This window comes from Aurantimonas sp. NFXS3 (assembly GCF_049132005.1).
Taxonomy (GTDB): domain Bacteria; phylum Pseudomonadota; class Alphaproteobacteria; order Rhizobiales; family Rhizobiaceae; genus Aurantimonas; species Aurantimonas coralicida.
Genome location: NZ_JAGDDZ010000010.1, coordinates 51,108 through 73,348, shown reverse-complemented (window position 1 = coordinate 73,348; position 22,241 = coordinate 51,108). Strand labels below are relative to the sequence as shown.

The window sequence follows — 22,241 nt, the reverse complement described above, 5'->3', positions numbered from 1 at the left end:
AGCGCAGGTGATCGCGGTTATGCTCCGCACGAGTGGTCGGGGTCCACATGGCTCTTCCAGATCAGGCTTCAGACACCTTCTGGAATCATCGCCATCCCGGCCATTCAACCCTTTCCGGACGGGCTCTCAGGTTTGCTGCTGTGCCTCGCTTTCCGCGTCATGAATATAGATGTCTGCAGCATTTTGTAGGGCGTGTAGAGCGGATTTCGTTGGTGATACGAAGGTGTCCCCGGAAATAGGCGCTGGAGAATCCGGCGCGGATCAGTCCACCGAATGCCTCCTCCAAGAATGCCCTCAATAGCTTTGGTCACTATCGAGCCCGACTTAGATATCTTCCGTCTGCGGTGCCAGAGTCAGGAGTGCTTGAGGGAATCTTCCCTGCTGAAATCACCACCTTCGCTGTACCGGCCGCCTGGGTGGCGGCCCGCAATCTCTTTAGCCAGCCGGCGTACGAAACCGGGCACGGGAGGATAGGAGCGAATTTACAGCCTGAACCTATGATTTTCTTGCTCCGCGAGTTGCAGCATTTAGGGGCCCTTCGCGATTTCAGTGACGCGTCCCTACCGGGCTTGATGCCTGATCGTTCACAGAGGCTTTCGGTAGAGACGTCCCCTGCTCACCTTGGTCTGCGCCTCAGCTGCCGCATCATGATCGGTGATGGCAATCGCCTCACCGGCAATCTCTCGGGACAACTGCCGCACGACCACGCTAACCACGAGCGCGCGGATCACCTAGACGGTGTGGCCATCATGATAGCCGCCGAGGACCTGCTAGGTGCCTGCGGCCTCTCTGACGTAGACGGTGACATGCTCGGAGATGCCGTTCCACGAGCCATGCCAGAACACCATCACCGCGCCGAGGCGGGGCGGGCTTGGTTTCGACACCGAACCAGAATCAGTTGCGGGCCGGGTGGGGATTGCCCGGGATCAAACCCGCCGCGCGCTACTGGCCGAAGGCGCGGTCGAGGCCGTCGAGGCCGCGTTCCAGCCCGTCGCGCTCCTCGGCGGTCAGCAGCGCCAGCACATTGCTCTCGGCCTTTTCCACCTTGGGCATCAGCTCGGCATAGACGCTGGAGCCCTCCGCCGTCAGGGCGAGATATTCGAAGCGCCGGTCAGCGGTCGCGCGGGTGCGGTGCAGCCAGCCCCGCTCGTCGAGGGCGGAGACCGCGCGGCTGACCTTGGTCTTGTCCATCTCGGTGGCCTCGACGATATGTGACGACGTGACCGTCTCGCCATCGGCACTGCCGAGAATGACAAGCACACTGAATTCGGGGGCGGACAGCCGGTGCTCCCTCTTGTGGACCTGCGCGGCGACGCGGCCCAGAACCGTGGCCGCACGGATCAGGCGACTGGTCAGGAACAGGTCGGACCGGCGGTTGGCCGACCGGGATTTTCTTGCCGTGATCTGGCGCGCGGTCATCGTTCTTGTTCCCGGTGGCCGGAGGGGTCGCGGGGAAACAGCCGTGGCGATTGCCGTGCCGACACTTGCACCGCCAATCGTTGGAAACTGATCCGGTCTTGTCCTACGAACGTCACATGAGCGCCGTGCGTTCCCGACCACCGACCGCTATTCGCCATGCCTTTGCCACAGGAAGGCGCCACGAGGGCCGCCGGCGACGCGCCGCAAGCGCGTCGGCCAAGGCATCACCACAGTCCTCGCTTTGCTTTTTCGGGCGAATTCCCTATAGCTTCGCGCCCAAATCGCTCTTCCAGACATGACAAGGATAATTCATTGTCTTCTACCTTCGACCGGGTCGCGGATATCATCGCCGAGACCAGCGAGATCGACCGCGCCGAGATCACGCCGGAAAGCCACACGATCGACGATCTGGGCATCGATTCGCTCGACTTCCTCGACATCGTCTTCGCGATCGACAAGGAATTCGGCATCAAGATCCCGCTCGAGAAGTGGACCCAGGCGGTCAATGACGGCGAGGCGCCAACTGAGGAATACTTCGTCCTGAAGAACCTCTGCGCCAAGATCGACGAACTGCGCGCCGCCAAGGCCGGCTGATACAGCGGACGGCGCCCGGCGCCGTTCGCCAGCGGGAGGCCCTCGGGAACCGATCGCCGGGCGGGACGGACGATTGGGATAGTGGAACGATTGCATGACACAGAATGCCAGAGACGTGGTGATCACCGGGATCGGGCTGGTGTCCTCGCTCGGCGAGGGCATCGCAACCCATCTCGACGCCATGGGCCGCGCGGCGGCACCGCAGCCGCGGATCGATGCCGAGACCTACGCGCCCTATTTCGTGCACCCGTTGCCGCCTATCGACTGGTCCAGCCAGATCCCCAAGCGGGGTGACCAGCGGCAGATGGAGACCTGGCAGAAGCTGGGCACCTATGCGGCCGGGCTTGCGCTCGCCGATGCCGGCATCCCGGCCGACGAGGCCGTGCGCGCCAAGATCGACATGGTCGTGGCCGCCGGCGGCGGCGAACGCGACACCGCCGTCGACGCACTGGTCATGGACAAGGCGCGCGGCGCCGACGACCGCGACCGGATCGTCAACGAGACGCTGGGCAGCGAACTGCGCCCGACCCTGTTCCTCGCACAGCTCTCCAACCTTCTCGCCGGCAACATCTCCATTGTCCACAAGGTGACGGGCTCCTCGCGCACCTTCATGGGCGAGGAAGCGGCCGGCATCTCGGCCATCGCCTCGGCGCGGGCACGGATTGCCGCCGGGCAGAGCGACATCTGCCTCGTCGGCGGCTCGTTCTCGGCCGAGCGCAAGGACCTGATCCTGAACTTCGACCTCGCCGGCCTGATGCTGCGCGACGACTGGCGGCCCGTCTCCTCGCGCACCGAGGGCCATGACGGCATCACGGTGGGCAGCGTCGGCGCATTCCTCATCTTGGAATCGGCCGAACACGCCGCAGCCCGTTCGGCCCTCGCCTATGCGCGGTTGGTCAGCGCTTCTGGAGACCGCGGCAAGCGCGACGCTGAGCGCACCGCGGCGCGTTTCGAGGCGCTTCTGCCTGAGGGCGGATCGGCGAGCGACGAGACGCTGATCCTCAGCGGCGCCGCCGGCATCAAGCCGTTGCTGGATGTGGAACGCAGCGTCCTGAACAAACGGTTTCCCGATGCCCCGGTCAGGGCGTATGGGACGATGCTCGGCCATGCTTTCGAGGCGCAGGTCCCGGCCGGCGTGGCGCTGGCCGCCGGCGCGCTGTCTCGCGGTGCGGTGATCCCGCCCTTCGATGTCGGCGAGGAACGCCCGGCTTCAGCGGCCCCGCGGCGCGCCATCGTGACCGCGATCGGTCACCTTCACGCCGAGGGTGCCTGCGAACTGGAAGCCGTGGACGGGCGCAGACTGTAAGGATCGGATGATGAGCGCGAACGGCAACAGCGCAGAGCTGGACTTTCTCGGGCGCCCGGTGATCGCGATCACCGGGCTCGGCCTCGTCTCGTCGCTGGGCCGCGGCGTCGACGATAATTGGGACGCTTTGTCCTCGGGCCGCTCGGGCATCCACCGGATCGAGCGCTTCTCGACCGACAGCCTGCGCACCACGATCTCCGGCTCGGTGGACTTCATGGGTCCCGGCTCGGAGACCTCGACGGGTCTTTCCTACATGATGGCGGAAGCCGCCGGCTCGGAAGCCGTGCGCATGGCCGGCCTTGCCGACGACGATTTCGGCGGGCCGCTGTTCCTCGCCGCTCCGCCGGTGGAGATGGAGTGGCAGCATCGCCTCGCCCTCGACGCGATGGACGGCGCCACCATCGAGGAGGCCGGCTACGACCGGCTGCTGCAGATCGCGCGCAGCCGCCCCGACAAGGCGATCTACAACCTGACCCAGTGCAGCCGCATCTCCGAGCTCCTGGCCGACCGGCTGGGCACGCGCGGCCTGCCGATCACCCTGTCGACCGCCTGCGCATCGGGTGCCTCGGCGATCCAGCTCGGCGTCGAGGCGATCCGCCGGGGCGAGACCGACCGCGCCATCGCCATCGGCACCGACGGCTCGATCACCCAGGAATCGCTGATCCGCTTCTCGCTGCTGTCGGCCCTGTCGACCAACAACGAATATCCGGAAAAGGCCTCCAAGCCCTTCTCCAAGGATCGCGAAGGCTTCGTCATGGCCGAGGGCGCCGGCGCGCTGGTGCTGGAATCGCTGAGCGCGGCCAAGGCACGCGGTGCCAAGATCCTCGGCGTCATCCATGGCTGCGGCGAGCGCGCCGACGATTTCCACCGCACCCGCTCCAAGCCGGACGGCTCGCCAATCATCGCGACCATCGCGGCCGGCATCGCCGACGCCGGCATGGAGCCGTCGGACATCGACTACATCAACGCCCATGGCACCTCGACGCCGGAGAACGACCGCATGGAGGCCACCGGCCTTGCCGCGGTGTTCGGCGAGGCGCTGAAGACGACGCCGATTTCCTCGAACAAGTCGATGATCGGCCACACGTTGACGGCCGCCGGCGCGATCGAGGCGGTGTTCTCGGTGCTTTCGATCCAGAACGGACTGCTGCCGCCGACGATCAATTACGAAGTGCCGGACCCGGCGATCGAGCTGGACACCGTGCCGAACACGGCCCGTCCGGCCGAGATCGCCACGGTGCTGTCGAACTCCTTCGGCTTCGGCGGGCAGAACGCCTGCCTCGTCATCGGGCGCGAACCGCGCCACTGAATGCCGGGGCCGCGGCGGGAACGACCCGCCCGGCCGGCCATCGGCGTCGCGCAGCCTTCGGGACCGCACGACAACGCCGTCATTATCCAGTCTGAGGATCTTCCCATGCGGGCATTGCAACTCGTCGGCGACCGCGAACTCAAGCAGGTGGACCTGCCGCCGCCGCCGCCGCCCGGCCCCGGCGAGGTCACCGTCGACATTGCTGCGGTCGCGCTGAACCACATCGACGTCTGGGGCTGGCGCGGCATGGCCTTCGCCAAGCGCAAGATGCCGCTGGTCGTCGGCGCCGAAGCCTCGGGCGTCGTCTCGGCAATCGGACCTGGCGTCGCCTCGGTGCTGCCCGGCCAGCTGGTGGCGATCTACGGCGCGCAGACCTGTGGCCTGTGCCGCCCCTGCCGCGAAGGCCGCGACAATCTCTGCGAACACGTCTCGGGCGTGCACGGCTTCCATCTCGACGGCTTCGCCCAGGAGAAGGTCAATCTGCCGGCGCGTCTCTTGGTCCCCGCCCCTCCCGGCTGCGACGCCATCGGCGCGGCCTTGGCGCCGGTGACCTTCGGCACGGTCGAGCACATGCTGTTCGACAATGCCAAGCTCGAGCCGGGCGAGACCATCCTCGTCCATGCCGGCGGGTCCGGCATTGGCTCGGCCGCGATACAGCTTGCCAAGCGGCACGGCGCGACGGTGATCACCACGGTCGGTTCCGACGACAAGGCCGAGCGCGCCCGGGGGCTGGGTGCCGACCACGTCATCAACTACCGCGTCGACCGCTTCGAGGGCGTCACCCGCAAACTGACCAAGAAGAAGGGCGTCGACGTCGTCTTCGAGCATGTCGGCGCCGACACCTGGGCGGGCTCCATGCTGTGCATGAAGCGCGGCGGCCGGCTGGTCACCTGCGGCTCGACCTCGGGCGTGTCCACCCAGATGAACCTGATGCAGCTCTTCCAGCAGCAGCTGAAGCTGTTCGGCTCCTTCGGCTGCCGCATGGAGAACATGCGCGACGCCATGCAGAAGATGGCCCGCGGCATCGTCCATCCGGTGATCGACACGGAGATCGGCTTCGACCAGATCGACATCGCGCTGAAGCGGATGGAGGCGCGCGAGGTGTTCGGCAAGATCGTGCTGCGCGTCGCCGACGAGGCCGGCACCGAGAGCGCAAACCCGCGCGCCGCATGAACCTCTTCGTCGCGCGCTATGCGCTGCGGGCCAAGCGCGCCGCGGACTTCGTCATTGCCCAGGTGCTGTTCGCCGTGCTGCGGACCATCCGGCTGCTGCCGGCCGATGTCGGCCTGTCCTTTGCCGACCGCACGGCGCGGCTGCTCGGCCCGTGGACGAGCCGCCACCGGCTGGCGGTCGACAATCTGCAGCAGGCCTATCCGGAAAAGGACGCGGCCTGGGTCGAGCAGGTGGCGCGGGACAATTGGGGCCAGATGGGCCGGCTCGCCGCCGAGTTCGTATTCCTCGATGACCTCTTCGATTTCGACCCGGAAAACCCGGAGGCCGGGCGCATCGAGGTCGAGGGCGCGGAAATCTTCGCCGAACTGCGCGAGCGCAAGGGCCCGTTCATCTTCTTCACCGGCCATCTCGGTTGCTTCGAGCTGCTGCCGATCGCGGCGGCCGCTTTCGACCTGGAGTTCACCGCCCTCTTCCGGCAGCCCAACAACCGCTATATCGCCAAGGAAGTGCAGGCCGCGCGGCGGACCAGCGGCGGCCACATGGTGCCGTCCAAGGCCGGCGCGGCGTGGTCACTGGCCGGCATCCTGCAGCGCTCCGGCTCGGTCGGCATGCTGGTGGACCAGAAATTCCGCAAGGGCGAACCCACGACCTTCTTCGGCCGGGAATGCCGCACCAATCCGTTGCTGCCGAAGCTGGCGCGCCAGTTCGATTGCGAGATCTACCCGGCGCGGTCGATCCGCCTGCCGGGCGGGCGCTACCGGCTCGAGCTGCAGCCGCGTCTGGAGCTGCCGCGGGCCGACAGCGGCGAGATCGACGTGACCGCCACCTGCCAGCTGCTCAACGACGTGGTCGAGGGCTGGGTGCGCGAGCATCCCGAACAATGGATGTGGTTTCACGACCGCTGGAAGAGCGGCAAGGGCCGCCGCAAACCGGCGCAGCCGAAGCCCGCTTGAGGGCTCGCAACGCGACCCGGCCGCTTGCATGGCCGGGCGCAGGTCGTTCAGCGCTGGACGACGACCCTCGTGTTGCGCATGCCCATCTTGCGGACCATCGTATAGAAGATCTTGGCATTGGCGGTGTGCAGGCGCACGCAGCCATGCGAGGCCGGGCGGCCGAGGCGGCTGACGGCACCGGTGCCGTGAATGGCGTAGCCGCGGTGGTAGAAGACCGAATACGGCATCGGCGACATGTCGTATTTGCGCGAATGCCACATGCGGTGGATGCGCTTGGCCCGCCAGCTTCCCGTCGGCGTGACATAGCCGCGACGGGCCGTCGAGACCGGCCAGCGATACATCACCCGGCCGTTCTTGATCACCGTCATCGTCTGGGCGGACAGGTCCACCTTGGCGACCAGGCCGGCGGATGCTGTCGAGATGCCGCAGCCGAGGATGCCCACGATCATCACGATCGCGACCAGTAGTTTCTTCATGTTTTCGACTCCGACCCAAGAACTCCACATTCCCGCCGCCGAAAAACCTAGTTTCAATTCCGCCGAGCGGTCAACTGGCAAAAGCGTGAACAGATTAACACCTGACGGCGGCGCGAATTCTGGTCGATCGACCGTGCTCGCGTGACTCCCGCTGGGTAAGCATTCCCACGCCGCGGAATGGGCGCGCAGGTTTCCGGCAATCCCGCAAATCGGCCGTTCGGCCATTGTTCGATAAATCTTTACGTCTCGGACATACGGTCGCAGCGAAATCGGCGCGGAATGGGCGATGGTGCTCAAGTTTTTCTACAGGAATGGACTGACTGTTCTCGGCGGGCTGGCGATCGCCGGCACCGTCGTGTTCGGCGCGCTGTCCATCGGTGGCGCCACCGTCGGCGGTCTCGTCGAGACCGAGATGCGGACCAAGGGCGAGAACTTTGCCCGGCTCCTGACCCAGCCCGGTGGCAATGTGGATGCCTTCCTCACCGGCCTGTCCCGCAACCCCGACGCCGAAACCGACATCCGCCGGCTGGCCGACCTCGCCAATATCGAGAGTTTCGCGATCTTCGATCGCAACGGCGAAGAGGTCTATCGCACGCGCTCCGACCGCTATGAATGGCTGCTGCGCGACCGCCCCGGCGGCATGCAGTCGAGCGACCGGCTGTCCGAGAGCGTCCTGGCGCGCGAGGGCGACTGGCAGGTCGTCGAGGATGACGGCTTCACCAATCCGACGGTGATCATGCCGCTGATCCGGAACGACCGGACAATCGGCTATGTCTCGATGGTCGGCAACATGGTCGCCAACCGCAGTGCGTTCAAAACGACGCTGGCGAACGCCTCCGCCCTGTTGCTGGTGCTGATCTTCTTCGCCACCGCGGTGCCGCTGCTTCTCTATATCCGCCGCAAGCGCAAGATCGCCGAGGCGGACGAGCGTATCATCTTCCTGGCCAATCACGACGCGCTGACCAAGCTGCTCAACCGGCATCGCATGCAGGAGGAGAGCGACCGGGTGCTGGCCACCGTTCGCGCCACCCGCGAGCGCATGGCCTATCTGTATATCGACATCGACGAGATGTCGGAGATCAACGACCGGCTGGGCCAGGCCGCCGGCGACGAGCTCCTGCGCGTGGTCGCCGACCGCCTGATCGGCGTCGTCGACCGCAACGACCTTCTGGCCCGCCTCGGCGCCGACGATTTCGCCGTCCTGCAGCGCCGGGTCGCCTCGCAGGAAGATGTCGCGGCGCTCTGCAAGCGGATCGTCGACGCGGTGACCGAGCCGGTCGAGATCGAGGGCACGACGGTGACCCCGAGCGTCTCCATCGGCTGCGCGCTCGCGCCCCAGGACGGACGCACCCATTCTGAACTGGTCAAGCATGCCGAGCTCGCGCATCTGCAGCACAAGACCGACAAATCCCGCAACCTGATCTATTTCGAACCGTCCATGGACGAGGCGATGCATCATCGCCGGCATATCGAAGGTCTGGTGCGTCGGGCTCTGGAGAACCAGAGCTTCGAACTGTTCTACCAGCCGATCGTCAATGGCGACGGATCGCGGCTGCTCGGCTTCGAGGCGCTGATCCGCATGCGCGACGAAGAGGGCAACCAGATCTCGCCGGCGGTCTTCATCCCGATCGCCGAGGCACGCGGCTACATCAAGACCATCGGCACCTGGGTGATCGGCGAGGCCGTCCGCCAGATCGCGCTGTGGCCAAAGCATCTCTTTGTCTCGGTCAATCTGAGCCCGGTGCAGTTCGGCGACGGCGACCTCGTCTCGATCGTCAAATCGGCGCTCGACAAGGCCGGCGTTGACGGCAGCCGCCTCGAGATCGAGGTGGTCGAGTCGCTGGTCCTGGAGCGCTCCGACGAGATCCTCGCCCAGCTGCGCGAGCTGAAGGCCCTCGGCATCTCCATCGACATGGACGATTTCGGCACCGGCTATTCCTCGCTCGGCTATCTCTGGCGCTTCCCGTTCGACAAACTGAAGATCGACCAGTCCTTCATGGTGGCCTACGAGAATGGCGAGCCCAGCGTGCCGCAAATTCTCGACACCATTGTCTCGATGGCCCACCATATGAACATGAAGGTCACTGCCGAGGGCATCGAGACCCGCGAGCAGGTCGATCTGCTCAAGAGCCTTGGCTGCGACCAGCTCCAGGGCTTCTACTTCGGCAAGCCGATGCCGGCCGAACGCGTGGCCAGCGAAGCGCTGGCGCGGTTCCGCCACGGACCGTCCGACGACAGCGCGGTGCGTCCGTCGGCGGCCGCATAGGGTCTTCGTCGTATTCGCGGGGACCTGTTCGCCGCGCCGGCGCAATTTCCCGCCCTTCTCAAATCCCCGCGGCAGGCTGTCGCTGCCAGCCCGCCGGACGCCCCGAGGAGCCCTGCCCGGCTGCCCCACGAGCGCCATATTTGAGAAAACAGGTTGGATTCCGGCCGTTAGCAGGCTAGCCTCTCTAAGAACGTTCAAAGAGATGTCTGCCGTCCGGCAGCAACGAGTCGTATGCGGGCGACATGGGCACAATCACCCCGTGTTCGCGTTGCCATTCCAGCGTACGATACTCGCCTCGCACAAAGAAGTAAGGATTACGCATGAAATTTCTTCTCGCCTCAACCTGTCTCGCAGCCGCCCTGTTCGGGTTCAGCGCCACCGCCTCGGCGCAGGAGAACTGTGAACTGAGCGTGTCGAACATGAACTGGGCGTCGGCGGAGGTTCTGGCGGCGATCGACAAGATCATCCTCGAAGAGGGCTATGGCTGCACCGTGCGCCTCCTGCCAGGCGACACCATGCCGACCTTCGCCTCGATGACCGAGAAGCAGGAGCCGGACGTCGCGCCCGAAATGTGGGTCAACCAGTTCCGCGACCAGATCGACAAGGCCGCCGAGGAAGGCACCATCGCGTTCGGCGCCGAGGTCCTGTCGGACGGCGGCGAGGAAGGCTGGTGGGTCCCGACCTACTTCGCCGAGGCCCATCCCGAGATCAAAACCGTCGGTGACGCGCTGGAGCATCCCGAGCTGTTCCCGGCGAACGAGGATCCGTCCAAGGGCGCCGTCTACAACTGCCCGGCCGGCTGGGGCTGCCAGATCACCACGGCGAACCTGTTCAAGGCCTATGACGGCGAGGAGAAGGGCTTCACCCTGATCGACACCGGCTCGGCCGCCGGGCTCGATGGCTCGATTGCCAAGGCCTACGAGAACAAGGAGCCGTGGCTCGGCTATTACTGGGCGCCAACCGCCATTCTCGGCAAGTACCCGATGAAGAAGCTGCCCTTCGACGCCGAGCACGATCCCAAGGAATGGGCCGAGTGCACGACACAGGTTGATTGCGCCGAGCCGAAGATCAATGCCTGGACCAAGTCCGAGGTCTTCACCGTCCTGACGCCGAAGGTGCAGGAACAGTCGCCCGAGGTGGCTGAGTATCTGAACACCCGCGCCTGGGGCAACGACACGGTTAACAAGCTCCTCGCCTGGAAGGAAGAGCAGCAGGCGACCGGCGAAGACACCGCCTACTACTTCCTCGAGAACAACCCGGACCTGTGGACCGGCTGGGTCTCCGAAGATGCGGCCGAGAAGATCAAGTCGGCGCTCTGATCCGGGCCGGCTGACACGATGACGACGGACCTGCCGGGGGGTCGCACCACCGGCAGGTCATTCTCGCTCCTGCCCGATTCCGGGCAACGCGCCTGGCGGGCGCTTGACGGCCGATCCCGCCGACGCGCCCTGCCCCACGGTTGCGACCGGCACCACGGCCCCCTCGCGGGTCCATCGCCGGCCGTGCGACCGCAGGCCCGCCCCGGGCCCCATGATCCAGAAAACATGCCAAGGAGACCTCGACTGTGGATTGGTTGACCGAATTTCCACAACTGGCGGGGCGAGACCTGCGCTTGATGTCGCGCACGATCGACCAGTACTACCGCTCGTTCTCGCGCGCCTATGGCGACACGATCGAAGCGATCTTCCGCCCGTTGCTCGAGTTCCTCCTGTGGTTCGAACGGCTTCTGATCCAGACCCCGTGGTGGATCATCCTGCTCGTCATTGTCGGCATCGTCTGGCTGGCCAGCCGATCGAAGGCGATCACCGTCGGCACCTTCGTGGCCCTGATCCTCATCGGCGTGTTCGGCATGTGGGAAGACACCATGCGAACCCTGTCGATCATCGTCGTCTGCACGCTGATGTCGATCATCATCGGCATGCCGATCGGCATCATCATGTCGCGCTCCAACAAGGTGCAGGCGGTGATCAATCCGATCCTCGACGTGATGCAGACGATGCCGTCCTTCGTCTATCTCATCCCGATCGTCATGCTGCTCGGCATCGGCCTCATTCCGGGTCTGCTGGTGGTGGTGATCTACGCCATGCCGCCGATCATCCGGCTGACCAATCTCGGCATCCGGCTGGTCGACAAGGAAGTGCTGGAGGCCGCCAATGCCTTCGGCTCCTCGGGCTGGCAGAAGCTGACACAGGTGCAGCTGCCGCTCGCCCTGCCGACCATCATGGCCGGCATCAACCAGACCATCATGATGGCCCTCGCCATGGTCGTCGTCGCTTCGCTGATCGGCGTGCGCGGTCTCGGCCAGCCGGTGCTGCAGGCCATCACCAATCAGTATTTCACGCAGGGCGTCCTGAATGGCCTGGCGATCGTCGCCATCGCCATCATCTTCGACCGCTCCAGCCAGGCCTACGGCAAGCGCCTGCAGCGTCACCGGGAGGCCGCCCATGGCTGATGAGATCGCCATCAAGATCCGCAATCTTTACAAGATCTTCGGCCCCGAAGACAAAGCGATGGTGGATCTCGTACGCCAGGGCATGTCGAAGTCCGAACTGCTCGCCGAGCACAGCCACGTGCTCGGGCTGAAGGACATCAACATCGACATCCCGGCCTCCGGCATCCAGGTGGTGATGGGGCTGTCGGGCTCGGGCAAGTCCACCCTGATCCGCCACATCAACCGGCTGATCGAACCGTCGGCCGGCGAGATCCTGATCGACGACGAGGATGTCCTCGCAATGTCGGACACGCGCCTGCGCGATTTCCGGCGCCACAAGATCTCGATGGTCTTCCAGCGCTTCGGGCTCCTGCCCCACAAGACCGTCATCGACAATGTCGCCTACGGGCTGGAGGTGATGGGCAAGTCGCGCAAGGAGCAGCGCGACGGCGCGATGCGCTGGATCGAGCGCGTCGGGCTGAAGGGCTACGAGGACAATTATCCGGCCCAGCTCTCGGGCGGCATGCAGCAGCGCGTCGGCTTGGCGCGGGCGCTGGCGACGGACGCCGACATCCTGTTGATGGACGAGGCGTTCTCGGCGCTCGATCCGCTGATCCGCACCGACATGCAGAGCGTGCTCCTCGACCTGCAGACCGAACTGCACAAGACCATAGTGTTCATCACCCACGATCTCGACGAGGCGCTGCGGCTCGGCGAGCAGATCGCCATCCTGCGCGCCGGCGAGATCGTCCAGCAGGGCACCGCGCAGGACATCGTGCTGCGCCCGGCCGACGACTACATCTCCTCCTTCGTGCGCGAGGTGAACCGTGGCCGGGTGATTCAGGTCGAGACGGTGATGGAGCCGATCGCGCCGGGCGAGGCCCCGGCGCCGGAAAGCGTGCCGATTCGGCGCGGCACGATCCTGGAGGAAGCTGCGCGCCGCATGACCGGCGACGGCGTCACCAAGGCGCATGTGGTCAACGGGACCGGCATGCCGATGGGCACCCTGACCATGCGCGGCCTGATGGCGGCCATGGTCACGCCGGTCCTGAAGGACGCGCTGGACGCCAGCGAACTGTAATCCTGCAAGGATGGCCGGCGGCGCAGGGCGTCGCCGGTCGCCGCAGCGATCTCATCCGGCCCGCGACATCCCCACGTCGCGGGTTTCGTGCGATCGGCGACGGCCGCGCCGCCGCGGCAATCAGGCGGCGATGCGGTCCGGCAGCGCGGAGGCGCCAGCCCCGCCGAAGATGCGCTCGTAGCATTCGGCCAGGAGGTCGAGATCCACCGGCGCCTGGCGGATCAGCGCCTGCTCGATCCGGACGCGGTCGTAGCCCTCACGGGCCAGCGCGCGAATGGCCGCCGTGACGATGTCGACCTCGTCCAGTCGCTTCGGCAATCGCTCGAACATGCAAAATCCCCCTGCTTCGTCCCTCTGCGGCGATTCCCCTCGCGCGCTGCCGCGCGAATCGCCATGGTCAAATTATTAACAAAACCTTGCCGGAACTTTGCGGCAACCCCGTTTGCCGCCACGGAAGGCCGTCTGCCATCCGGTGCGTGAGCTCCCTCTTGGCCGCCGATTGTGGCGGTTGCACCGCACAATCCGACTTGTCCCCAAGACATTGTGTGTCAGGCCCCCGCGTCTTCCGCGGCGTACGCCGCTTGCCGCGCGCTGACTGCGCGATGACGCGTTCGGAAGATCGCGGCCCTTGCAAGGCCGGCATCATCCGGCCAGACGCACACGGGCCGCTCGTCGCGAGGCCCCGTGCCGCCGTCGCATCATCATCAGGCGTCGCCGCGACGCCGCTCGAACCGGAGGCCGCCCGATGCCGCATTCGCTGACCCAGCTCCTGGACGCGAAGGGCGTCCTCCTCGCGGACGGGGCCACCGGGACCAATCTGTTCGAGGTGGGGCTGGAGGCCGGCGAAGCGCCGGAGATGTGGCTGGAGAGCCATCCCGACCGGATCACGGCGCTGCACCAGGCCTTTGTCGACAACGGCGCCGACATCATCCTCAGCTGCTCCTTCGGCGCCAACCGCCACCGGCTGAAGCTGCACCAGGCCGAAGATCGCACCCACGCGCTCAACCGGATTGCCGCCGAACTGGCGCGGGCGGTGGCCGACGCGGCCGGCCGTCCTGTCGTCGTCGGCGGATCGGTCGGCCCGACGGGCGAGCTGCTGCAGCCGCTGGGCGCCCTCTCCTACGCCGAGGCCGTCGAAGCCTTCCGCGAGCAGATCGCCGGGCTGAAGGACGGCGGCGTCGACGTCGTGTGGATCGAGACCATGTCGGCGGCCGAAGAGGTGCGCGCGGCGGCCGAGGCGGCGCTCGCCTGCGGCATGCCCTATGTCGTCACCGGCTCCTTCGACAGCGCCGGCCGCACCATGATGGGCATCCACCCCTGCGACTTCCACAAGGCGGTCGACGGCCTGTCGCCGCGCCCCGTCGCGGTCGGCGCGAATTGCGGCGTCGGCGCGTCCGACATGCTGGCGACGGCTCTGGAGCTGGAAACGGGCTCGCCGGACTCCGCTTTGGTCGTGAAGGCCAATTGCGGCATCCCACGCTTCGTCGACGGCGGCACGGTCTATTCCGGCACGCCCGAGCAGATGGCCGATTACGCCCGGCTGGCGATCGATGCTGGCGCCCGGATCATCGGCGGCTGCTGCGGGACCTCGCCACATCATCTCGGCGCCATGCGCCACGCCATCGATACCCATGTGCGCCGTCAGCGGCCGAGCATCGCCGAAATCGTCGAGGCCGTCGGCCCGCTGGTCAACAAGGCGGCGTCGGCCGCCGGCGAAACAGCGCCGCGCACGGGCCGGCGGCGAAGCCGGGACTGAGCCGGCTTCGCACTTTCGCGGTCAGTGGTAGCGCGGGATCTTGCCGGCCCGCAGCTTGGCGAGATAGCCGGTCATCTCCCGCTTCACCACCGGCATCAGGAAGTACAGGCCGATGATGTTGGCGATGCCCATGGCGAACAGCGAGGCGTCGGAGAAGTCGAGTACCGCGCCGAGGCTGACCGAGGCGCCGAGGACGACGAACAGGCAGAACAGGATCTTGAAGAACAGGTCCGAGGTCTTGGAATCGCCGAACAGGAACAGCCACGCCTTCAGCCCGTAATAGGACCAGGAGATCATCGTCGAGAAGGCGAAGAGCACCACGGCGAGCCCCAGGACATAGGGGAACCACGGGATCGCCGTACCGAAGGCCGCCGAGGTCAGCTCGACCCCGCTGAGCGAGCCTTCCGTGGCGATCTGGCCGAGGCCCTGATCCCAGACATACAGGCCGGTCGCCGGGTCCTGCTGCATGACGCCGCTGATGGTGATCACCAGCGCCGTCGCCGTGCAGATCACCACCGTGTCGATGAACGGCTCGAGCATCGACACGAAGCCCTCGGTGACCGGGTGGTCGGTCTGCACCGCCGCATGGGCGATCGCCGCCGAGCCGATGCCGGCCTCGTTGGAGAAGGTCGCACGGCGCAGGCCCTGGATCAGCGCGCCGACAATGCCGCCGGCGACCCCCAGCCCGGTGAAGGCGCCGGCGAAGATCTGGCCGATCGCCCAGCCGATCCGGTCGTATTCGACGCCGATGATCACCAGGGCGGCGCCCAGATACAGCAGCCCCATGAAAGGCACGAGCTTCTCGGTGACGCGGGCGATCGACTTGATGCCGCCGACGATGACCATGAAGACGATGATCGCCATGACGACACCGGTGATCCATCCGCGGCCGTTCAGGAAGCTCTCCTCGCCGCCGGTGATGACGACCAGCTGCGCATGGGCCTGGTTGGCCTGGAACATGTTGCCGCCACCCCAAGAGGCGAAGACGCAGAAGATCGCGAAGAGCACGGCGAGGAACCGGCCGAGCTTGGCGTAGCCGAGTTCCGCCATGCCCTTGCGCAGATAGTGCATCGGTCCGCCGGAGACGCGCCCGTCGGGAAATTCCTCGCGGTATTTCACGCCGAGGGTGCATTCGGTGAATTTCGAGGCCATGCCGAGAAGGCCGGCAAGGATCATCCAGAAGGTCGCGCCCGGACCGCCGATCGACACCGCGACGGCGACACCGGCGATATTGCCGAGGCCGACCGTGCCCGAGACCGCCGTCGCCAGCGCCTGGAAATGGGTGACCTCACCCGCCGCATCCGGCGAGGTGTACTGGCCCCGCACGAGCTGGATGGCATGGCCGACCAGACGGAACTGCACGAAGCCGAAATAGACCGTGAAGATCGCCGCCGCCGTGATCAGCCACAGGACGATCCAGGGCAGTTCGGTGCCTGGCAGCGGCGCGAAGATGAAGCTGACGAAGGGGGTCGTCACCGGCTCCATGATCGCCGAAAGGGTCGCGTCGATGGAAAAGCCCGGCTCGGCGTCCTGCGCTGCGGCGGGCCCGGTCAGGAGAAGGCTGGCGCCCGCCAGCGGCAGGAGAGCGGCGGTCTTCGGCATGACGCAACCTCTGTCTGGATCGAAATTCCGTGCGGCGGATGCAGGGCGGCTCATGGCACGATCACGGTCGGGATGCGGGCGACCTGTGCCAGTCCCAGGGTGACGCTGCCGAAGATCTTGTTCTGGACCGGGCCCCTGCCCGTGCGCCCGACGAAGATCATCGCCGCCTTCTGATGCTCGGCGACCGCGAGGATGATCTCGGTCGGTGCGCCGAAGCGGATCTCGCAATCGACGGTGACCCCTTCGGCGGAAATCTCGGAGACGAGCGGATCGAGCAGCGTGGTCCTGGCGCGTTCGAGCTCCTGGCGCCGGCGCATCTTGCGCTCGTCGAGTTCCTCGGCGGTCAGGAAGCTGTAGGGCGACCATTGCAGGACATGGACGATGTGGAGGGCCGCCCCGCTCGCCTTGGCCCGCACCACTGCGTAGTCGACGACGCTGCGATCATGCCCGTCATAGGCAACGACAAAGATCTCGGTCGCCATGGGCGATCACCCCTCTATCGGTCGGTCGGGCAGCAAGACGATCTGAGCCAAACCATCAATATTGATTATGGTAGGTTCAATTTCGGTGATGGCAAACGCTTTTCGCGCCATGCGTGTCGCCGCCGAAGGTCGCAGCGCGCGGCGTGGCCTCCGTCACCCGGTCCCGATGGGCGGGAAACCCTTCGCGTTTCGAGAGAGCTGGGCTCCGACCGCGGTCATGCGCCCGGCCGCCGGATGCGGCTTCACCGCCCTGCACAATGCCGACCAGACGATTGACAACATGCTAGCGTCGCGACTCTGGCTCAGGCCAAAACGAGCTCTTGTCCGGGCCGATGGGATCGAAACCTTTGTGGGCTCGACAATCGCCGCCAGGCGCCGGGCCTGGAGCAAAGTCTCGCCGGCATCCTTTCGCGTCGACGCGCAGGCGATCTGGCTTGTGATCTCCAAATGAAATTCCCGCGCGTCCGCGAACGGCTCCTGACCTTCTCCGCCGATCTCGGACTGGTGGAGCCGCCAACAGCAGCTGCGAATAGGCGCTCGGCCCCGCCGTTATCCAACGCAGAGTGACGAATGGCTACCGCGCCATGCGCGCGGCCGAGGGCGAAGCCGACATCCGCACCATCGTCGATACCGCGAGGCGGCGCTCTGGCACCAATACCGTTCAGACCATTCTCAAAACCGTCAGCGTCGGACGGCTGACGTCGGAAATCACACGGGGTAGTGGTCAAGCACCCTCGAGGCCGCCTCTCGGGCGACGTCGGAAAACGGGAAGCGGAGTGTTTGTTGCAGTTCCTATCGGCATGCGCGCACTCGCGCATGCCGTCGTTAACGATGTTGAGTACGCGAAAGCGCCGCCCGCAGGCGAACTGGTCGTGCACAAAGTCGATAGACCAGCATGCGTACGGTCTTGCTTCGACCAGGATCGGCGCCCGCGTCCCACCGCGCGTTGCTGGGGCCGGCGCTTGCGCACCGTCAGCCCTTCCTGCCGGTAGCCGATAGATGCTTTGATCCCCGAATGCTCACCCTCCCGCGCAGTAGGACGAACAGGCGTCGATAGCCGAACCGCCGGCGCTCATTGGCAGCTCACGTAGCCGACCACGCAGCTCGGTCTCTGGAATCACCCTTAAAGCCCAGCGGCGACTGGCTTTTTCAACAGCCTGCCTAATGGGTTGGGTGAAAGGGATCACTGTAGAAGGTTGCACCTGCTCGCTCGGCGTATCGCTTGACGTCTTCGACGATGACTGGTGCTCCAGCGGCGAAGACAATGTCGTCGGGCGTAATCTTCGGCAGCCGCTCCTTCAGCCCGCCACGATAAATCAACGGTACATGGCTTGGCATATCATCGACGAACGGCAAAATCTTCACGTTGGAATACCGCGCCGCATGGCGCAGCGCGGACCCCATGTAAAAGGACGATGCTCGGCGCGTTCCAGCAATCAGCGCGATCTCCCGGTCAGGGTTCTCTTCAAGCGCCGCGGCAGCCACTGCCCAGATCGGCGCAAAGCCGGTGCCTGTGCCCACCAGCACGAGCCGATTGTCCCGACCGCGCCGGTGGTAGGCGTGCCCAAGTGGACCAGTCACGCGAACCTTGTGTCCGACGTTGATCCGCGTTCCGATTTCCGGCGTAACGCGTCCGTCTTGCGTCTGCTTGATATGAAAGTAGAGAAGATGCCTAGAAAAGCCGCCGGTCTGCATATCGGCAGTGGGGCTGAAGCAACGTTCGGGAAACCCCTTAAATTTCACCTTACAATATTGCCCCGGGAGAATCTCCATAGCGCTCTTGGTGAGAATGCTTACAGCAACCGTATTTTTAGCGATTGTCTCGATTGTGGAGATGTTGCCACTTACGACTACGGTGGGTGGAGTCGGATCAACGCGAATTGCGAGGTCGGAAAACAGACGGGCCTGGCAGGCTCTAACCTGACCGGCAGAGGCTGTTTCACCGCCAAAGATCAATCCTTTTTCGAGAGAAATGGTACAACTGCCGCAGTAGCCTGAGCGGCAATCGTGCGGCAAATCGACACCGCTGCGGAGGGCGGCATCTAGAATTAGGTCACCGCACTTGCCGCCGAAACTGTGTCGACCGTTGAGAGATATGCTCAGATTTGGAGCCATGTCAGTCAAGTTCCATGATTAAGGGACGAAGGTGGTAGCTGTGCCGCGTCGGCGACTGGTCGAATGCCGCAAACCACAGGAGGACGCCGGAGCGGATGGCGACATCGTTCGTATCTTCGGTGGCTAGTGGCCGGCGGATTTCAACGACCCAGGCACCGCCTGCCCATTTGCCAGCGGTCGCAACCTCCGACTGGCCTGTTGCGGTCAGATCATTGACGACGACCCCGGGAAGTACGGCGCCGTTCGGTATTGAGCGGTCGATGGACTTGGAATAGGGCCTAGAGCGGCTTTCGCTCATTCCCCAGTTATCGGTCTCGTCGATCGACCCGCTGTGGGTTGGGTCAAGTTTTAGGCGCTTGGCAAGCGATGTACCAACTGAGGGGTGATCTGGAAGTCGCTTTGGGACGACGTGCTCGCTTGTTGGATTATCCGTCAGAATATTGGGCTCCGACACGCCTGGGAGGCGATCCTGAGAAAAACCGCCGCGATAGGGCTTCAGGCCTGAAACTTGGGCCTCGTCGTAGGGTAACGGCTCACCAATGTAACCATCGTCTGCAAAGCCTGCAGCGGCATCGGCGGCTGGGGACCATTGCCAGACGTCGACAATGCCGCGATTGTTCTTCATGTAGTGCAGGCCGCGACCCGATGCCGGCTGCGGCCCCCCTTCGATCGGGGTGCGGCCTAGGTGGATCGCCCCGCCGATCAATGCACGTCCCGGTGATGCAGCCATCATCGCCAGCCTATCGCCCGCGAGGTACTCGCCATCAGTCTGGTTCGACGGGTCGCCGACGATCTTCCAACGCCCATGTTCCTTGCGCATTGGCGTAGCTTGCAACGATCGGGTCGGATCTGACCACTTGACGGCGAAATAGATGTTTCTGCGGTCGTGGACGGCGCGAACCTCGAAGGTAGTCTCGCCGGTACCACCAAAATCGCCGCCGTGCCCAGCCTTGAAAACTATTGGTTCTGCGTTGGACCAGACCGCTTCGGCCAGATCTCCATCAAGCACTGGTGCTTCGCCATTTTCGATGGCAGCCGCGACGAGTGGTCGACCAAGTAGCTGGTCAAATCCTAAGCTCGCGCTCAACACGAGGATCAGAGCGATCATACCAATCGTCGCAGGATGTCTCCATCGCGACGTTCGCACCTTCGCGGCTAGCCGGGGCTCATTGGAAACCGTATGGGCGATACCACTACGCTCCGATAGGAGCCGTTGGATAATCTCCTCAAGGGCAATCGCTGGCGGGCTCCGCATGAGGCGAGTTGGACGAAAGATCCGAGCAATTTGACCGACACCGCCGATCCGCAGATGCAGAAGCACATGGACGATAGGAAACGCAACGACGATCCAGAAGCCCACGACATGCCAGAACAGAAGCTCAGCGTCGAAACCGGCCGACAAAAAGAAACCGGTTATTATGCAGACCAGCGCCGCGAAAAAGAAAATCCAGGTGGCTATGAGGTTGAGCGACGACCAGAATGGTTTTCCTCCGTGTAGAAGCCCTTTCAATCGCGCGCTGTCCAGAACGATCCGCGACGATAGCCCAGCTTTAGCGATGTAAGCAATGTAGAAGACCGCAACCGCCGCAAAGGCATAGCCAGAGACTATGTGCCGATACCACGGATCACCTCCAGGCGCATACTCCGCTATACCAGATAACCATCGATAATCAGGCTCGTCCGCAAGGAGTTTTAGACCTGTTGCCGTCAAGAATACAACGAGCGCCACACCAAGCCAATGCGCGACGACGGTGCCCCAGTCGCTCTTGTGCCATCTGATCAATAAACATCCCCCAAAGATACGTTAGACGGGGCGCCTTCTTGCGTCAGCGTCCATTTCGCAAGTTTTGCCTAACGATATCGGGGCTTTTGAGTGATCAATACGTCATGGTAGAGGCAGAAAACTGACGAGTATAGGGCCATTTCGCAACGTTAAGGTTGGCTTACCGAGAGTATCGCTGTGGAATGCTCAGCCCTGAACAATGGCTAAGTCATTGGGGCGACACAACCGGGAAGGCATTTGGACGTATCCGGTTTGCCGTTTTCGGCTGGCGTGCTTACAGGAACCAGACGAGCCATAGCGCCAAGACGGTGAGAACGAGGCGCATATTGGGCGCGGCGGCCATGAAGAGTGCGCTGACGGCGTCGCCAGGGGGCCAAGGCGAAACTGCATTCCGTTACCGCAAGAGAGCGTCATCGCTCGATTTCGATATCTGCCTGACCATAGGCGGCCCACGAAAATGGGATTCCGCGGGCCTGTCGGTAGTGTATCGGAGTCACCCCGTTTTGAGCGGCCAGGTGGCATAGCCGATAAGGCATAGCCATCCGCCTATGAGTACGACTATGTCGATAGCTCCAGATGGCCCGTTTTCTCGGGTTTGAAGCCATCACTTCCGTGCGGCGCCGGCGGCGACGGTCGACGGCGAAGAGAGTCCGCCTCGTCCGGGACGCGATGCAGCTGGGGATGAGCGTGTCCTTTGTAGCGCGACAGGCAGGCGTCCCGCTATCGCAGCTCTTTGCCGGGAAGCGCCGGATGCTGGAGGGCGGACATGCCGCCGTCCAGGCCAACGAAAGCGTCGCCGGCACGTCGAGGGTCCGCGGTCTGGAAAAGCGGGTCCGGGACCTCGAGTGCCTGCTCGGTCGCAAGACGATGGAGAACGAGATCCTGAAAGAGACACTCGAGGTCGCTCGTCCCCAGATCAACGAGCCACGCGGCAGGACGGTGAAGCCGAGGGGGCCGTATCGCAAGGCCGATGATGCCAAGTTCCGGGCGCCCATCCGTGCCATCGTTGACGCTCGGCCGGCCTAGGCTACAGGCGTGTGACGGCGCTCTTGAACCGTCGCATGCAGGCGGAATGCCGCCCGGCGGTCAATGCCAAGCGGGTGCCGAGGATCATGCAGCATCATGGCCTGACGTTGAAGCACCATACCGCCCGACGGCCTGGCCGAACGCATGACGGCGTCGTCATTGCGCTGGGCGCGAACGTGCGTTCGCCAGCAGGCTCGACCCGGTGGCGCGTCGCTGGCTCACTGCTCCGACCACCTGGAGATCCATGCCAGGACCCGCGAAGTCGTGCGCATACTCTTCGTCCTCGATGCCAGCGACCGCGAGATCATTGCCTGGTCGGCCGTGGCGCAGGTCGGCATCTCCGGCGAGATGATCGCGACCATCCAGCCAGAGTCCGGCCGGCCGACCCGGCTCGCGCAGATCCCTCGTCAGCCCTCGTCGCCGCGCCAGACCGCGCGATGGATCGTCCGGGCGATCCGCGCCGCCGAAG

19 protein-coding genes and 2 pseudogenes are annotated in these 22,241 nt (G+C 64.8%); 13 read left to right on the top strand and 8 right to left on the bottom strand.

The genetic code is table 11. From position 1 onward, the window contains the following. Window positions 1–189, top strand: a 189-nt coding sequence (locus J3367_RS20425; protein ID WP_421462480.1) for a hypothetical protein, incomplete at its 5' end; no start/stop codon positions are given. A gap of 753 nt (window positions 190–942) precedes the next feature. Here the strand turns inward: J3367_RS20425 and J3367_RS20420 are convergent. Continuing rightward, window positions 943–1,419: a MarR family winged helix-turn-helix transcriptional regulator gene (locus tag J3367_RS20420; RefSeq protein ID WP_421462478.1), complete on the bottom strand. Its 477-nt coding sequence runs from the start codon at window positions 1,417–1,419 to the stop codon at window positions 943–945. A 312-nt stretch (window positions 1,420–1,731) separates the two neighbouring features. Between J3367_RS20420 and J3367_RS20415 the strand changes: the two genes are divergently transcribed. From J3367_RS20415 to J3367_RS20395, 5 genes are all read left to right on the top strand, one after another. Further along, entirely contained in the window at window positions 1,732–2,013 is a 282-nt protein-coding gene (locus tag J3367_RS20415) for an acyl carrier protein (RefSeq protein WP_024351348.1), read from the top strand. Window positions 2,014–2,107: 94 nt separating this feature from the next. Further along, on the top strand, window positions 2,108–3,319 hold the full coding sequence (locus tag J3367_RS20410) for a beta-ketoacyl-ACP synthase (RefSeq protein ID WP_421462476.1): 1,212 nt from the start codon (window positions 2,108–2,110) through the stop codon (window positions 3,317–3,319). Window positions 3,320–3,326: 7 nt separating this feature from the next. Beyond that, window positions 3,327–4,628 (top strand): beta-ketoacyl-ACP synthase, encoded by a 1,302-nt coding sequence (locus J3367_RS20405; protein WP_421462475.1) that lies wholly within the window; start codon window positions 3,327–3,329, stop codon window positions 4,626–4,628. A 105-nt stretch (window positions 4,629–4,733) separates the two neighbouring features. Then, window positions 4,734–5,801, top strand: a complete 1,068-nt coding sequence (locus J3367_RS20400; RefSeq protein ID WP_024351351.1) for a zinc-binding dehydrogenase — start codon at window positions 4,734–4,736, stop codon at window positions 5,799–5,801. After that, entirely contained in the window at window positions 5,798–6,754 is a 957-nt protein-coding gene (locus J3367_RS20395) for a lipid A biosynthesis lauroyl acyltransferase (RefSeq protein WP_024351352.1), read from the top strand. Before J3367_RS20400 ends, J3367_RS20395 begins: the two co-directional genes overlap by 4 nt. A gap of 47 nt (window positions 6,755–6,801) precedes the next feature. Here the strand turns inward: J3367_RS20395 and J3367_RS20390 are convergent, their stop codons facing one another. Further along, window positions 6,802–7,230 (bottom strand): L,D-transpeptidase, encoded by a 429-nt coding sequence (locus J3367_RS20390; RefSeq protein WP_024351353.1) that lies wholly within the window; start codon window positions 7,228–7,230, stop codon window positions 6,802–6,804. Between the two features lie 286 nt (window positions 7,231–7,516). Between J3367_RS20390 and J3367_RS20385 the strand changes: the two genes are divergently transcribed. From J3367_RS20385 to J3367_RS20370, 4 genes are all read left to right on the top strand, one after another. Further along, window positions 7,517–9,496: a putative bifunctional diguanylate cyclase/phosphodiesterase gene (locus J3367_RS20385; RefSeq protein WP_421462472.1), complete on the top strand. Its 1,980-nt coding sequence runs from the start codon at window positions 7,517–7,519 to the stop codon at window positions 9,494–9,496. A 320-nt stretch (window positions 9,497–9,816) separates the two neighbouring features. Beyond that, window positions 9,817–10,815, top strand: coding sequence for an ABC transporter substrate-binding protein (locus J3367_RS20380; protein WP_024351355.1), 999 nt, complete (start codon window positions 9,817–9,819; stop codon window positions 10,813–10,815). A 245-nt stretch (window positions 10,816–11,060) separates the two neighbouring features. Next, on the top strand, window positions 11,061–11,948 hold the full coding sequence (locus J3367_RS20375; RefSeq protein ID WP_009210069.1) for an ABC transporter permease: 888 nt from the start codon (window positions 11,061–11,063) through the stop codon (window positions 11,946–11,948). After that, window positions 11,941–13,008 carry a quaternary amine ABC transporter ATP-binding protein gene (locus tag J3367_RS20370; RefSeq protein ID WP_421462470.1) on the top strand — a complete coding sequence of 356 codons (1,068 nt, stop codon included), beginning with the start codon at window positions 11,941–11,943 and terminating at the stop codon, window positions 13,006–13,008. Before J3367_RS20375 ends, J3367_RS20370 begins: the two co-directional genes overlap by 8 nt. 120 nt (window positions 13,009–13,128) lie before the next feature. On the opposite strand, the gene J3367_RS20365 is transcribed toward J3367_RS20370, so the two are convergent. Then, complete coding sequence (locus J3367_RS20365) at window positions 13,129–13,338, bottom strand: hypothetical protein (protein ID WP_421462469.1); 210 nt, start codon at window positions 13,336–13,338, stop codon at window positions 13,129–13,131. 415 nt (window positions 13,339–13,753) lie between these two features. On the opposite strand from J3367_RS20365, the gene bmt reads away from it, so the two are divergent. Beyond that, complete coding sequence (gene bmt / locus J3367_RS20360; RefSeq protein WP_421462468.1) at window positions 13,754–14,764, top strand: betaine--homocysteine S-methyltransferase; 1,011 nt, start codon at window positions 13,754–13,756, stop codon at window positions 14,762–14,764. Window positions 14,765–14,785: 21 nt separating this feature from the next. On the opposite strand, the gene J3367_RS20355 is transcribed toward bmt, so the two are convergent. Further along, a complete protein-coding gene (locus tag J3367_RS20355) occupies window positions 14,786–16,366 on the bottom strand; it encodes an alanine/glycine:cation symporter family protein (protein ID WP_024351359.1) in 1,581 nt (526 codons plus the stop codon). Window positions 16,367–16,416: 50 nt separating this feature from the next. Next, window positions 16,417–16,848 (bottom strand): universal stress protein, encoded by a 432-nt coding sequence (locus J3367_RS20350; protein ID WP_421462466.1) that lies wholly within the window; start codon window positions 16,846–16,848, stop codon window positions 16,417–16,419. A gap of 88 nt (window positions 16,849–16,936) precedes the next feature. On the opposite strand from J3367_RS20350, the gene J3367_RS20345 reads away from it, so the two are divergent. Further along, window positions 16,937–17,299 carry a hypothetical protein gene (locus tag J3367_RS20345; protein ID WP_421462483.1) on the top strand — a complete coding sequence of 121 codons (363 nt, stop codon included), beginning with the start codon at window positions 16,937–16,939 and terminating at the stop codon, window positions 17,297–17,299. A 346-nt stretch (window positions 17,300–17,645) separates the two neighbouring features. Here the strand turns inward: J3367_RS20345 and J3367_RS20340 are convergent. From J3367_RS20340 to J3367_RS20330, 3 genes and pseudogenes are all read right to left on the bottom strand, one after another. Continuing rightward, a pseudogene (locus J3367_RS20340) lies at window positions 17,646–17,966 on the bottom strand (IS3 family transposase); the annotation flags it as partial. A gap of 43 nt (window positions 17,967–18,009) precedes the next feature. Then, the gene (locus J3367_RS20335) at window positions 18,010–18,963 is read right to left on the bottom strand and encodes a 2Fe-2S iron-sulfur cluster binding domain-containing protein (protein ID WP_421462465.1); all 954 of its coding nucleotides are present in this window, start codon (window positions 18,961–18,963) and stop codon (window positions 18,010–18,012) included. A gap of 1 nt (window position 18,964) precedes the next feature. Continuing rightward, window positions 18,965–20,746 (bottom strand): ethylbenzene dehydrogenase-related protein, encoded by a 1,782-nt coding sequence (locus tag J3367_RS20330; RefSeq protein ID WP_421462463.1) that lies wholly within the window; start codon window positions 20,744–20,746, stop codon window positions 18,965–18,967. Between the two features lie 576 nt (window positions 20,747–21,322). Here J3367_RS20330 and J3367_RS20325 point away from each other — a divergent pair. Continuing rightward, a pseudogene (locus J3367_RS20325) lies at window positions 21,323–22,135 on the top strand (IS3 family transposase); the annotation flags it as partial. Window positions 22,136–22,241: the final 106 nt, after the last annotated feature.